This is a genomic window from Pedobacter jamesrossensis, assembly GCF_042650905.1.
In the GTDB taxonomy this organism is placed as follows: Bacteria; Bacteroidota; Bacteroidia; order Sphingobacteriales; family Sphingobacteriaceae; genus Pedobacter; species Pedobacter jamesrossensis.
The window spans coordinates 34,672-48,544 of the sequence record NZ_JBHSBY010000004.1; the positions used below are offsets into that span (position 1 = coordinate 34,672).

General features: G+C 35.9%; 10 protein-coding genes. 9 read left to right on the plus strand and 1 reads right to left on the minus strand.

Annotated features, from left to right (window positions below; translation table 11 throughout):
- Positions 1–271 precede the first annotated feature (271 nt).
- From ACFOUY_RS00295 to ACFOUY_RS00305, 3 genes are read left to right on the plus strand one after another with little or no spacing between them, the layout of a single operon-like run.
- A complete protein-coding gene (locus ACFOUY_RS00295; RefSeq protein ID WP_378958446.1) occupies positions 272–634 on the plus strand; it encodes a BlaI/MecI/CopY family transcriptional regulator in 363 nt (120 codons plus the stop codon).
- Positions 635–636: 2 nt separating this feature from the next.
- Entirely contained in the window at positions 637–2,310 is a 1,674-nt protein-coding gene (locus ACFOUY_RS00300) for an N-acetylmuramoyl-L-alanine amidase (protein WP_378958447.1), read from the plus strand.
- Between the two features lie 23 nt (positions 2,311–2,333).
- Positions 2,334–3,710: a M56 family metallopeptidase gene (locus ACFOUY_RS00305; RefSeq protein ID WP_378958448.1), complete on the plus strand. Its 1,377-nt coding sequence runs from the start codon at positions 2,334–2,336 to the stop codon at positions 3,708–3,710.
- Between the two features lie 415 nt (positions 3,711–4,125).
- On the opposite strand, the gene ACFOUY_RS00310 is transcribed toward ACFOUY_RS00305, so the two are convergent.
- Positions 4,126–5,256 (minus strand): BamA/TamA family outer membrane protein, encoded by a 1,131-nt coding sequence (locus ACFOUY_RS00310; protein ID WP_378958449.1) that lies wholly within the window; start codon positions 5,254–5,256, stop codon positions 4,126–4,128.
- 402 nt (positions 5,257–5,658) lie between these two features.
- Here ACFOUY_RS00310 and ACFOUY_RS00315 point away from each other — a divergent pair, with 402 nt between their 5' ends.
- The 6 genes from ACFOUY_RS00315 to ACFOUY_RS00340 all read left to right on the plus strand — a co-directional run bounded on the left by ACFOUY_RS00315 (position 5,659) and on the right by ACFOUY_RS00340 (position 13,870).
- Positions 5,659–6,639 (plus strand): deoxyhypusine synthase family protein, encoded by a 981-nt coding sequence (locus ACFOUY_RS00315; protein ID WP_378958450.1) that lies wholly within the window; start codon positions 5,659–5,661, stop codon positions 6,637–6,639.
- A 254-nt stretch (positions 6,640–6,893) separates the two neighbouring features.
- Positions 6,894–8,186 (plus strand): c-type cytochrome, encoded by a 1,293-nt coding sequence (locus ACFOUY_RS00320; protein WP_378958451.1) that lies wholly within the window; start codon positions 6,894–6,896, stop codon positions 8,184–8,186.
- Between the two features lie 48 nt (positions 8,187–8,234).
- A complete protein-coding gene (locus tag ACFOUY_RS00325; RefSeq protein WP_378958452.1) occupies positions 8,235–11,255 on the plus strand; it encodes a TAT-variant-translocated molybdopterin oxidoreductase in 3,021 nt (1,006 codons plus the stop codon).
- 26 nt (positions 11,256–11,281) lie between these two features.
- A complete protein-coding gene (nrfD, locus tag ACFOUY_RS00330; protein ID WP_378958453.1) occupies positions 11,282–12,754 on the plus strand; it encodes an NrfD/PsrC family molybdoenzyme membrane anchor subunit in 1,473 nt (490 codons plus the stop codon).
- A 2-nt stretch (positions 12,755–12,756) separates the two neighbouring features.
- Positions 12,757–13,293 (plus strand): DUF3341 domain-containing protein, encoded by a 537-nt coding sequence (locus tag ACFOUY_RS00335; RefSeq protein ID WP_378958454.1) that lies wholly within the window; start codon positions 12,757–12,759, stop codon positions 13,291–13,293.
- Entirely contained in the window at positions 13,265–13,870 is a 606-nt protein-coding gene (locus ACFOUY_RS00340; RefSeq protein ID WP_378958455.1) for a c-type cytochrome, read from the plus strand. The genes ACFOUY_RS00335 and ACFOUY_RS00340 overlap by 29 nt, the downstream gene beginning before the upstream one ends.
- Positions 13,871–13,873: the final 3 nt, after the last annotated feature.

The following is a 13,873-nucleotide window of genomic DNA, read 5'->3' on the forward strand; positions in this document are numbered from 1 at the left end:
TGGCTACACTGAGTACTTCGTGGTTCTCGGCTTCGCTCGAATTGGCATTTTTTTTAATAAGCCAATCGTTAATAAACCCGACAAACGCGGCGGCCCCGATTTTTTATGCGGGCTATAGCAAATGGCGGGACTGCAATTGCTAAGATCTTAAATCCGTTCGTTTACAATTATAAAAATATATTAATCAGCTATTTAAATATTTAAACTGCTTTTTAAGTTAAATAACTGCTCTTATAGTTGTATAACTGAAAAATAAGTTATATGTTTGGTTATGGAAGAATTAACAAAAACAGAAGAACGTATTATGCAAGTTTTATGGAAATTGCAAAAGGCATTTGTTAAAGATGTAATTGATGAACTGGATGATGAACCAAAACCACCATACAATACCATTTCTTCTATTGTAAGACTTTTAGAGAAAAAAGGTTACATCAATTACAAAGCCTACGGAAAAACTTACGAATACTTTCCTGCGATTACAAAAGAAGAATATGCTAAAACAACATTCTCTAAATTGTTTTCTGGTTATTTTGATAGTTCGCCTGCAAGTTTATTGTCGTTTATGGTAAAGGAAGAAAAGCTTAGTGAAAAGGATATAGAAGAAATCAAGAAAATTATTGAACAAAACTCCTAGCTATGATTTTAATTTATCTTTTAAAGGTTTCGGCTTGCGTTGCAATTTTTTTTGCTACTTACCAGCTTTTGTTAGCAAAGCTTACGTTTTTCAAATTAAACAGAACTTATCTTCTTTTTACGCTTATTGTTAGCTTTATTATTCCTACGCTAACTATAGAAAATAAGCACGAAGCAATTGTTGGTAAAAAACCAACTGAACTAAAGGTTGCTTACAGTCATGATAATTCTTTTGAAGCAGATTTTAACGAAAATAGTAGTGCTCTTCTTGATTTTTCAAAATGGAAAGAAATGCTCGAATACGTTTATTATGCAGTTTTATTGGGGTTTTTGATTAAAACATTGGTTACTATAGGTTATATTAAATTTGTGCTAAATAAGTTTAAATTAACAAAAGTTGGGCCTGTAGTTTTTGTTAAGGCCGAATCGAAAATTAAGAATTGTTCTTTTCTTAATCAAATAGTTGTCGATTCTTCACTCGCAAAAGAAGAACAGGATTTAGTTATTCAGCACGAAAGAATACATGTAAATCAAGCGCACAGTATTGATAAGTTATTGGTAAACATTGCAGTCTGCGTTTTATGGTTTAACCCGATTATTTATTTGTGGCGCTTGGCAATTGACAATAACCATGAGTTTTTGGCCGATGAAGCAACTTCTGTATCAATTGATAAGAAGATTTATGCTTCGCTTTTGTTAAATCTTGCCAGTCCCGTAAGTAATTTCCCAACCAATAACTTTAGTAAACTCCCACTTAAAAAAAGAATTATGATGATGTACAAAAAACCCAATCGTCCGATGAAAAGATTTATCTATTTAGCTATCCTTCCAGTTGTTTGTTTCTGTTGCGTGGCTTTCATCAATCAAAAAGAGGTAATAACTGAAAAGCAAATTTCTAAAAATGGTGAAGTAAATCAACAGGAAGTTTTGCCGGTTAGAGATGAGTCACATCCAGTTTTGGATGTGGTGAAGCAGGATAGTATTTCAAAACCAGAAGAAACGATTATCTCTTTTACTAACCAAAATAATTTAGATACTATTGCATTGACTACTAATCTGGTAGATGAAATACCGAACAATAATGTTTCAATTGATGATGAAATCAAAGCTTTAAAAACAGGTAGAGAATTAATTTTAGTTATTGATGCTGGACATGGCGGTAAAGATGGTGCGGTCGAAGGTGTGGGAGGAATTAAGGAAAAAGACCTGAATTTGAGAGCTGCTCAAATCCTTAAAGAAGAGGCTGATAAAAGAAATATTAATGTGGTTTTAACACGAAGTACCGATAAAATGATCTCGCTTCGCGACCGCTTACCTGATGAAACAGCGACTGCCTTTATTTCCATGCACCATAATTCGATGCCAAAACCTAACATTAAACCACCATTTGAAGGTATTGAGGTTTTTGTTTCAAAATCTAATCCGAATATAAAAATGGCAGAGAAGTTTGGGGTTAGTTTGCTCAGTGCTTTAAGCCAATTATCGGGTATCGAAGTTCGTGACAGTTTGAAAGATGCAAACTTGCTTTTAACAAGAGAATCGAAAATTCCTGCTGTAGTGCTGGAGTTGGGGAATATTAGCAGCGAAAAAAGTTTAGCTTATGTGAGTGATGAGCAGAATTTAAGAAGAATCAGCAATTTGATTTTGGATGGCTTTGTAGCATTTAGTAAGCATTAACTACTAATCTTTAAAAACTAAAAATGGAACTACTAATTTACCTTTTAAAAGTAAGTGCGTGTTTAGCCTTATTCTTTAGTTTCTATTTGCTTGTTTTAAGAAGGCTAACGTTTTTTAAGATTAATCGTTTCTATTTACTCGGAAGTTTGGTTTTTAGCTTTGCTATTCCTGCAATGCAGTTTACCATCGAGCAGGAAATTTCATTTAACCAAAAGGAGTTTACAAATAGAACCTTAGTTACAGCTCAATCTGATTATTTGATAGAGAAATCTAACCCAATTCATACAACTGCATTTCCTGTAGTAAAGGAAACAGCCTATAATTGGATTGCTTTAATATACTATGGTTATGGTTTGGTGGCTTTGGCTATGGTCTTGGTTTGTATTTTTCAAATAGTACGCTTAATTAAGTACACCAGAGATTACACGAGTGAATTTAATGGCTTAAAACTCATTTCTAAAACCAAAGGCTTTACCAATTGCTCGTTTTTTAATTATGTTTTTATTGATGAAACAAAGCTCAGTGAAACCGATTTACAGGTTTTATTGAAACACGAACAAATTCATTCAAAACAGTTTCATTCTATCGATAAGATATTATTGATGATAGCTAAAGCGATATTGTGGTTTAACCCAATAATTTATCTTTTTGATGATGCCTTAGAACAAACACATGAATACGAAGCCGATGAAGCAACCTCTGAAAGTTTTGGAAACCACGCGTATGCGGGCTTATTGTTAAGATTAGCGGTTAATAAAAGTGAAATGCCTCTTATCCATAATTTTGTTAAAAGTCCGATTAAAGAACGGGTTAGGATGTTGTTTTGCAAAAAGTCTAATGGCATAAAAAAAACAATTTACTTATTTGCTTTGCCAATCGGTTTAGCATTGCTATGGCTATTTTCAGTACAAATCGTTTATGCTGAAGTAAGACATCTAACTGATTTAGGATTTAAAAATAAGCGACCCATAATTGCAAGGAATAAAATAAAAGAGGAAGAAAAAACTGTACTAACATCAGGGTTTAAGAAGCAAAAAATATTCTCTTTTCAAAAGGTAGATACAACTAAATCCATCAAATTAATTATCCCAAAAATTATTTCTTCTTCAAAAATTATAGGCAATGTAAAATCTAAATCAGTTTATCTGGAAGATGCTGTTATCGAAATTCAGGGGGACAAGTTGAAGGCAAAATCTGTTGAATGGGATAGAGTAAATAATCTGCTTACGGCTTATAAGGCAGAAAATTTTAATGGGTCTTATGGAGTCATTTCCGAGAAAATTGTATTTGATTTAAAAGCTGGAACTTATAAAACATTCGATTCATCTGATGATAGGTCTCGAAAATCGTTTGGAAATTATAATATAAGGCAGAATGATTTGGTTAATGAGGGATTTTGATATTCTGTTTTAGATTCTGCAAAACTTAGTAAAGATAAATCGGTAATATCTTTGTATGGAAAGGCAAAGATATATTTCAGAAATATGATTATCGATGCGGATGAAATTATTTTAAACCAAAAAAATAATTCAGGTATGGCTTAAAATCTTGTTCTTACAAGGGAATCAGGAACAAAGATTAAAGGCTCGAATGCGAAGTTTAATCTTAATGGAAAAGTAGAAATTTGGCAGTATTCTGGCGAAAATATCGTTGTAGAACCTTAGTTTTATCCGGAAATATTTTATAAATTAAAACTTAAACAGCAAAGTGCAAAAACAGGAAATGAAGAGGAGCAAAGAAGAAGTAATTAGTTATGAAAGATGTAAAATGGATACAAAATGAGTACTTCCATTGTATATCTTACCTTTTCCACTATTAAAATGCTTCTGCTAAACTGATGTAGAACCCACTTTGGCGTTTTTCATTAGCTAATTTTTCACCTACGCCGTAATCTACTCGTACGCTTAAGCCTTTTGCAGTATCGAAGAAATATCGACCGCCAAAACCATAGTTAGGTTTTAAGCTTTTAAAATCGAAATTTCCATTATCGAAAACTTTACCTGCACCCGCAAAGGCTACAATTCCGAAGCGGTTCATAAAGCGATAACGTAATTCTACCTGCGATGCCATAAGGTGTTCATCACGATAACGGCCGCCATAGTAACCACGCATTATCTGGTCGTTGCCCAATTGTTGCAACAAATAAAAAGGTGTTTTAGAGCCTTGTATGGTATAATATATTCCTTGTACACCAAAAACAACTTTCTTACTAATAGACCAAAAGTTTCTTAAATCTAATTTTATCTGGCTTCCGGTAAAGCTATCGCCACCAAAAAAATGAGGCGCATATTGGTAGGTAACTCGACCAAAGAAACCTTTAGTAGGGTAGTTGTTCGAATTTCGGGTGTCGTAACTTTGGCTTAAGCCAAGGTATACAACAGAACCACCGTCTTTATCTAAAATTGTGGGGTTGTTACTGAAAATTCCACCAACTGTTTGGTCTGCGAATTTATAATTTTCAAAACCAAGAGAAATACCTGTATAGGCATTGCTGATAAAACTTTCTTCAGCATCAAAGAGCGCTTTAATTTGGTTCATAACCAATTTATCTTCATCAGATTTTTGGGTGTTGTTCCCAATTCCGTAAAAGTTAAACGGCATCTTTTTTAAGCGAACATCACCAATGAAATGGTACTTGTTTCCTGGCGACCAAGCATCACCCTTAAAAGCAACATTATATGTTTTCTTTGTAGAATAGGTCGCATTTAAAGAGAAGTTAGAACTTCTGGTAATTGTGTCTTTTCTATCTGTATAATAAGAATAAATGAGGCCTACGCCGAATTCAAGACCAGTTTCCTGAGCATAACCGAAAGAAGGAATTGGTAGAAAACTAGCTTTACGGGTAGTATCTTTTTCGTTTGATAGTAACTTTTGTATTAATTTTTTTTGTGCCCAAAGTGAATTGGCTAATATAGAGAATAAGATTAGTAGCAAGAGTTTTTTCATCGGCACAAATGTAGGATAAAATTATTTTTAAACCTCTCTAGATTATGCAGCATCTCCATTAGAATTTTATAACCCAATAACCAATAAACTTAAGTTTTACCCAAAATTGCCTGTAACCTAGCTTCAACTTTCTCTTTGCTATCTGCTCCAGGATCTTTTATAATTGGGCCATTTACCGGAGCAAACAAAACAAGTGGAATAGCGGCGGATTCAAATAGATTTCGTAACGCTCCTCTTTATCTACATTCACTTTGTAAAAAATGATCCGGTCAAATCTATTTTATGTTTTGAGTTGGCGGTTAAAAAGCCCAGCAATTAAGCAGTTCAGCAATTCTAAAAATTAAACTATTCAACAGTTAACCTAAATCTGTACTTTTGCAGCCGAACAATAAAAATTTAGAAATGAGCAATACAAGAGGACCAATATCTCAGTTTATGGAGCGTAATTACCTCCATTTTAATGCTGCGGCAATGATGGATGCAGCTAAAGGTTACGAAACACATTTGGATGAAGGTGGTAAAATGATGATTACTTTAGCTGGCGCAATGAGCACTGCTGAATTGGGTATATCTCTTGCAGAAATGATTCGTCAGGATAAGGTTTCAATTATTTCTTGTACAGGTGCTAACTTAGAAGAAGATATTATGAATCTTGTTGCACACTCACATTACAAACGCGTACCCAATTATAGAGATTTGAGTCCGCAGGATGAATGGGATTTATTAGAAAACCATTATAACCGCGTTACTGATACTTGCATTCCAGAGGAAGAAGCTTTCCGTCGTTTACAAAAACATATCCAAAAAATTTGGATGGATGCCGAGCAGGCGGGTGAGCGTTATTTTCCGCACGAATTTATGTACAAAATGCTTTTAAGTGGCGATTTAGAACAATATTACGAAATCGATCCAAAAAATTCTTGGATGTTGGCTGCTGCTGAGAAGAATTTGCCAATCGTTGTTCCAGGATGGGAAGATTCTACCATGGGTAATATCTTTGCTTCTTATGTAATGAAAAACGAATTAACAGCAACAACTGTTAAGGGTGGTATAGAATATATGGGTTGGTTAGCAGATTGGTATATCGCAAATAGTGCAGGAAAAGGAATTGGATTTTTTCAAATCGGTGGTGGTATTGCTGGCGATTTCCCGATTTGCGTTGTACCTATGCTTTACCAGGATATGGAAATGGAGAATATTCCTTTCTGGAGTTACTTCTGTCAGATATCGGATTCTACAACATCTTATGGTTCATATTCCGGTGCTGTACCGAACGAAAAAATTACTTGGGGTAAATTAGATATTCATACACCTAAGTTTATTGTAGAGAGTGACGCAACAATTGTAGCGCCACTAATGTTTGCCTGGATATTAAAACAATAATTTGAAAACTTAACAAAACCAAATCGGTTTTGAGTATGCTCATTTGAGATAAACTTCGATAATGAGCATTTTTGTTTACTGATAGGCTTGAAACTGCATTTGTTTAGAATGATTATAAATTGTATTTCAAGTCAGTATTATGTCATGGGATTTATTAATAAGTTATACTTTTGTTCAAGTTTTGATGGGGATATATCATTCTAAGCATCAATTTCACAACAAAAAGTAAATTAAATAAGTATAAAGTGTTCATTATGAGAGATATCTCGATGATTTTAAAAAACGTTTGGAAGTCGTTATTCCTGTTTTCAGCTATTTCCGTAATTGCGGCTTCTACCGTTAATGCGCAAGATGCTGCTGCCGGAAGGACGCTTTTCAAAGCGAAATGTACGTCGTGCCATGCATTAGATCAAAAAATGGTTGGTCCTGCTTTAACAGGTGTGAGCGATCGTCACCCAGAAGCTTTTCTTTTAAAGTGGATTCCAAACTCACAGGGTTTGGTTGCGTCAGGCGATCCTGCTGCTGTTAAACTTTTCAATGAAAATGGTAAAGTAGCAATGACTTCTTTTCCTGAATTGGATGAGGCTAAGGTTAAAGACATTTTAGCATACATTAAAGAAGGTGAGCCTAAGCCAAAAGCTGGTGCCGAAGGTGCTGCTGCTCCAAAAGATGATACGACTTCAGGTTTATCTCTTGCGGGTATTGTTGCCATCGTTGCTATTGCAATTGTGATTTTAGTAATCTTAGGTCGTGCTTCTAAATTATTAGAGCGCTTAATTTTACAAAAACAAGGTATCGAAATTGAAGAAGATGTGCCTTTAAAGGTAGGTGTTCGCAAAATGTTCAAAAACAAGAAGTTTGTTATGTTCTTCATTTTGTGTTTAATTATCGCTTTAGGTTCATGGGGTTGGATGGGTATGTGGAACACAGGTGTTCACACAGGATACCAACCAGTACAACCAATTAAATTCTCTCACGAGTTACATGCTGGTATCAATCAAATCGATTGCCAATACTGTCACTCAGGTGCATTTAAGTCAAAAAATGCTTCTATTCCATCGTTAAATGTTTGTATGAACTGCCATAAAGCAGTGCAGGCTAGAACAGAAGATGGTCAAATCTCACCAGAGATTAAGAAAATTTACAATGCTTTAGGTTACGATCCTGAAACTCAGAAATACGATAAGAGTAAAGAAAAACCAATGGAATGGGTGCGTGTACACAATCTTCCGGATTTCGCTTACTTCAATCACTCTCAACACGTAGTTGTTGCAGAAGATGCAATTCGTAAAGCAAAAGGATTACAGCCAACTGAACCTGTGTGTTTCGCTTGTCACGGTCCGGTTAATACAATGGAAGAAATTTATCAATATTCTCCGTTAACCATGAAATGGTGTATTAACTGCCACAAAGAGACTGATATTTCTGGTCAAAAAGATAATGCTTTCTACGCTAAGGTTATCGAAGCGCATGAGAAAATTAAAAAAGGCGAGAAAATTACACCAGCGTTATTGGGTGGTTTAGAGTGTGGTAAATGCCACTATTAATAGTTAGAGTTTTAGTAAGAACGTTCGATAAACAGTAATATAGCTTAAATGGAAAGCAATAAAAAATACTGGAAAGGCTTAGAGGAGTATAACAATACACCCGATTTTGTTAAAAATAGCAAAAACGAATTTGCCGAGCCACTTCCAATAGAAGATGTTTTAAATGAAGCAGGGTTAAGTACCGTTACCCCACGCCGCGACTTTTTAAAGGCGTTAGGTTTTGGTTTAGGTGCGGTTACTTTGGCAGCATGTCAAACAGCCCCGATTCATAAATCTATTCCTTATTTGGTAAAACCTGAAGAGGTTACTCCAGGTATTCCTAACTATTATACTTCTAGCTTTAATGGCCAGAGTATTTTAGTTAAAACTAGAGAAGGTCGTCCGATTAAAATAGAACCAAACCCGAATGCAGGTAAATTTAACCGCGGTACGGATGCAAGAGCGCAAGCTTCGGTTTTAGATTTATACGATGTATCTAAATTAAAAGCACCGGTTCTTAAAAACGAAGAAACAACTTGGGCAAAAATCGACAGCTTTGTAAAAGGTGAGTTGGCTAAAGCACAAGCTTCGGGTAAAAAGATTCGTGTTGTTGCATCAACAGTAAATAGCCCTTCTACAAATGCTGTTTTAGCACAGTTTACTACAAAGTATCCTGCTGCTAAACTGGTTCAGTACGATGCTGTTTCTTATACAGGTATTATTCAGGCAAATCAAAATAGTTTTGGTAAAGCTGTTTTACCTAAATATAATTTTGATAAAGCAGATTTAGTTGTAAGTTTCAGTGCCGATTTCTTAGGTACTTGGATTAGCGGAGAAGAGTTTACTGCTCAATACACAACTAACCGTGATTACAAATCATTAGAAAATAAAAAAATGAGTCGCCACATTCAATTTGAAAGTGGTATGAGCTTAACAGGTACTAATGCAGATACTCGTGTTCCGGTTAAATTGTCGGAAGAAGGCCCTGCGTTAATCGCTTTATATAATGCAATTACAGGTCAATCTTTACCTGGTGGAACATTGCCTAACAATGCTACTGCTGATAAAGTAATTAAGTTGGTTGCTAAAGAACTTGTTCAAAATAAAGGTAAAGCACTCGTAGTTTGTGGTTCTAACGATGTTTCTACTCAAATCTTAGTAAATGCTATCAACGCTGCTATCGGAAGTTATGGCACTACAATCGATTTAGATAATCCTTGCTATTTATACGCAGGTAATGATGCTGAATTCAATGGTTTAATAGCTGAAATGGGGCGTGGAGAAGTTGGTGCTGTTTTATTCTTAAATAGTAATCCGGTTTACGACTTCATGAATTCAAAAGCATTTACCGAAGCTTTAGCTAAGGTTCCTGCAAAAATCTCTTTTGCAGATAGAGCTGATGAAACAGCTTCACTTTGTGATGCCATTGCAATTAACCATAACTATTTAGAGTCATGGGGTGATTCGAGTGCTTACGAAGGATATTACTCAATCGTTCAGCCTACAATAAACCCGGTTTTCAACAGTCGTCAGGCAGAAGAAAGTTTATTAACATGGGCAGATGCTCCGGTTAAGGATTACTATCAGTTTGTTCGTAGCAATTGGGAAGCTAAAATGCTACCGGCACTTGGTATGTCTTGGTCTGACGTTTTAGAAAAAGGTGTTGTTACAGTAACTGCTAAACCAGCAGCCGCTTATAGCTTCACTCAATCTGTAGCTCCGGTTGTAGAATCAATTCTAAAAAGCAGCAAGGCATTAACAAAAGATATCGAATTACAGGTTTACGAAAACATCCCAATGCGTGATGGTAAAAATGCAAACAATGCATTCTTACAAGAATTACCTGATCCGGTTTCAAAAGTAACCTGGGATAACTATGTTGCTCTTGCGCCTAAATTTGCAGAGAAATTAAAAATAAAAGAATTTGATGTTGTAACTGTTAAAGGAGGCAACGGATATTCAATCGACTTACCTGTTCTTATCCAGCCAGGACAAGCACAAGGAACTGCTTCAATCGCTTTAGGCTATGGTCGTACTAAAGTTGGTAAAGCAGGTAATGATGTTGGTAAAAATGCATTCCCATTCGTTTCATTTGTAAACGGAACTATGCAATACGCCACTTCAGTAACAATTACACCAACTGGTGGATATTACGAATTAGCACAAACACAAACTCACCACTCTTTCGAGGGTCGTGCTGTAATTAAAGAAGCAACATTCAAAGAATACTTAAAGGATAGTTCTGCTGGTAACCATAAAGGCGACCATAAAAACTACGACCTTTGGGATAAATATGAACAACCAGGTAACAGCTGGGTTATGGCAATCGATTTGAATGCTTGTACAGGTTGTGGCTCATGTGTTGTAGCATGTAACGTAGAAAACAACATTCCTGTAGTTGGTCGTGATGAGGTTCGCCGTCGTCGTGAAATGCACTGGATTCGTATTGACCGTTACTATAGCTATGAAAGCAATGGTGAAGAAATTTCTAAAGAAAAAGAGATTGCTAAATTAGAAGATTTAGATCACGTTTCTGTTGTTCACCAACCAATGTTATGTCAACACTGTGATCATGCACCATGCGAAACCGTTTGTCCTGTATTAGCAACAGTACACTCATCAGAAGGTTTAAACCAAATGGCTTATAACCGTTGTGTGGGTACTCGTTACTGTGCGAATAACTGTCCATACAAAGTGCGTCGTTTTAACTGGTTCAACTACTGGAACGATTCTCGTTTCGATAACTATTTAAATAACGAGTTTACTCAATTAGTTTTAAATCCTGATGTAACTACACGTTCACGTGGTGTTATGGAGAAATGCTCGATGTGCGTTCAACGTATCCAGGCAGGTAAATTACAAGCTAAAATAGAGAAACGTCCATTAAAAGATGGCGATATTAAAATGGCTTGTCAGGAAGCTTGCTCAGCAAACGCAATCATTTTTGGTGATGCGAACGATCCTAATTCGGAGGTTTCAAAAGCTTTACGTTCAGAGCGTATCTACTACGTTTTAGAAGAAATTAACGTGAAACCAGGTATCGGATATATGACAAAAATTAGAAATACAGATACAACAGTACAAGCGTAAGCTTTAGTATAAAGAAAATACAAATTATGTCAGGACATAACGAATCAATACTTAGAGAACCATTAATTACCGGCGATAATATCACGTATGCTAAAATTACGGATGATATTTTGAGCCCGGTAGAAAATAAGCCAAACAAAGCTTGGTGGATTGGGTTCACTTTTGCCTCACTAGGTGCTTTACTTTGGGTTGTAGCAGTAAGCTATACCTTTTGGAACGGTATCGGTGCTTGGGGTTTAAATAAAACAGTGGGTTGGGCGTGGGATATTACCGGCTTCGTATGGTGGGTAGGTATCGGTCACGCCGGAACACTTATTTCAGCTGTACTATTACTCTTCCGTCAAAACTGGAGAAATTCAATTAACCGTTCGGCAGAGGCTATGACTATATTTGCGGTAATTTGTGCGGCAACTTATGTTGTATCTCACATGGGCCGTCCTTGGTTGGCATATTGGGTTTTACCATTACCAAATCAATTTGGTTCACTTTGGGTAAACTTTAATTCGCCCCTTGTTTGGGATATGTTTGCAATCTCAACTTATTTCTCTGTATCGTTATTATTCTGGTACACAGGTTTATTGCCTGATATTGCAACAATTCGCGACCGTGCTACAGGCATGCGTAAAAAAGTATATACTATCTTTTCATTCGGATGGAGTGGAAGTGTTAAAACCTGGCAACGTTTCGAAGCTGTGTCTTTAATTCTTGCAGGTATATCTACGCCACTTGTACTATCAGTACACACAATTGTATCAATGGACTTTGCAACTTCAGTAATTCCAGGATGGCACACTACAATTTTTCCTCCTTACTTTGTTGCTGGTGCGATTTTCTCAGGCTTTGCTATGGTGTTAACTTTATTATTGGTTGCACGTAAAGTATTAGGCCTTGAAAACTACATCACCATGTTCCACATTGAGTCGATGAATAAAATCATCATCTTAACGGGTTCAATAGTTGGTGTTGCTTATTTAACAGAGTTCTTTATTGCGTGGTACTCAGGTTCAGAATATGAGCAGTACGCATTTATCAATCGTTCTACTGGTCCATATTGGTGGGCATATTGGATGATGATGACTTGTAACGTAATCTCACCACAGCTACTTTGGTTTAAGAAAATTCGTTTAAGCATCAGAGCTACATGGATTTTATCAATCGTAGTAAATATCGGTATGTGGTTCGAACGTTTCGTAATTATCGTTACTTCGTTACACCGTGATTATATTCCTTCGAGTTGGGCAATGTTTTATCCAACCTGGGTTGATGTAAGTGTATTTGTTGGTTCAATCGGACTATTCTTTACTTTGTTCTTATTATTCTTGAGAGTATTACCTTCAATCGCTATAGCAGAGGTTAAATTATTATTAAAAACTGCAAGTGAGCAAGCAAAATTGAAACAGATTAAAGAAGGTCATGAGGATAAAGAGTATGTAGCAGAATACATAGAGTCTTTAGAGAAATTTGATAGTGTTAAACAAGAAGATTACGCAAAAATATAACAATGAGTGATATCAAATATATTTTAGGCAGCTTTGGCGACCCTGACGAAATGATGCATGGCATCGAGAAACTTCAGGAAAATAACATCAGTATTTTTGATGTTTACACACCGATGCCTATACACGGAATAGAAGCTAAATTAGGAATTAAAAGATCGAGAATTGATATCGCAGCATTTTGCTTTGGTATTACAGGTACCTGCGCCGCTTTTGCATTAATCTATTTTTGCGCAGTAATCGATTGGAAAGTAAACATAGGTGGTAAACCATCATTTGCATTACCGGATTTTATTCCGATAATGTTCGAATTAACAGTATTATTTTGTGCTTTCGGAATGGTTTTAACTTACTATGCTTCTACACACTTATTTCCGGGTAGAGCACCAAGAGTAATGGATTTACGTGCTACTGATGATAGATTTGTTATCGCGGTAGATGCACATGAAAATGCAGCTCATACTTTAATTGATAGTTTATTAAAAGATGCGGGTGCTTTAGAAGTAAAGTATAATGAAAGGAAGTACATTAGCTATGAATAAGAATAAATTTGTTTATGCCGCGTTTTTAGCTATCGCTTTTGCAGCTACTTTTTCGGCTTGTAAAGATAAACGCAGTACCGGGCTTGAGTATGCCAGGAACATGTATGATCCGATTGCTTACAATCCAGATCAGCCAAATAAGAATTTTAAAGATGGTAAAACAGCACAATTACCACCTGCAAATACAAAACCTGTAGGTTTTGAAGAATACGACAAGTATCCTAATACTTTAGAAGGATATAATGAAGCTGGTGTAAAAATGGTTAATCCATTACCAGTAGATAGTACTAACCTTGCACAAGGTAAGCACTCGTTTGTAGTATTCTGTGCGCCATGTCATGGTGAAAAAGGAGATGGTCAAGGTCACTTAGTTAAAATTGAAAAATTTAGCGGTGTTCCTGCATACCAAACTGGTGCTTCATCAAGAGGTGGTAATATGGTTGATCTTACTGCAGGTAAAATCTATCATACCATTACATATGGTGTAAATAACATGGGCTCGCATGCTTCACAAATCTCACCAACAGATCGTTGGAAAGTAGTGATGTATGTTCAACAATTACAAAAAGGACAATAAGTA

Excerpts from the sequence above, each read along its gene's own strand:
- ACFOUY_RS00305 (WP_378958448.1), top strand. The coding sequence starts at position 2,334 with ATGGAACTACTAATTTACCTTTTAAAAGTAAGTGCGTGTTTAGCCTTA.
- ACFOUY_RS00340 (WP_378958455.1), top strand. The coding sequence starts at position 13,265 with ATGAAAGGAAGTACATTAGCTATGAATAAGAATAAATTTGTTTATGCC.
- ACFOUY_RS00315 (WP_378958450.1), top strand. The coding sequence starts at position 5,659 with ATGAGCAATACAAGAGGACCAATATCTCAGTTTATGGAGCGTAATTAC.
- nrfD (WP_378958453.1), top strand. The coding sequence starts at position 11,282 with ATGTCAGGACATAACGAATCAATACTTAGAGAACCATTAATTACCGGC.
- ACFOUY_RS00335 (WP_378958454.1), top strand. The coding sequence starts at position 12,757 with ATGAGTGATATCAAATATATTTTAGGCAGCTTTGGCGACCCTGACGAA.
- ACFOUY_RS00310 (WP_378958449.1), bottom strand. The coding sequence starts at position 5,256 with ATGAAAAAACTCTTGCTACTAATCTTATTCTCTATATTAGCCAATTCA.
- ACFOUY_RS00325 (WP_378958452.1), top strand. The coding sequence starts at position 8,235 with ATGGAAAGCAATAAAAAATACTGGAAAGGCTTAGAGGAGTATAACAAT.
- ACFOUY_RS00295 (WP_378958446.1), top strand. The coding sequence starts at position 272 with ATGGAAGAATTAACAAAAACAGAAGAACGTATTATGCAAGTTTTATGG.
- ACFOUY_RS00320 (WP_378958451.1), top strand. The coding sequence starts at position 6,894 with ATGAGAGATATCTCGATGATTTTAAAAAACGTTTGGAAGTCGTTATTC.
- ACFOUY_RS00300 (WP_378958447.1), top strand. The coding sequence starts at position 637 with ATGATTTTAATTTATCTTTTAAAGGTTTCGGCTTGCGTTGCAATTTTT.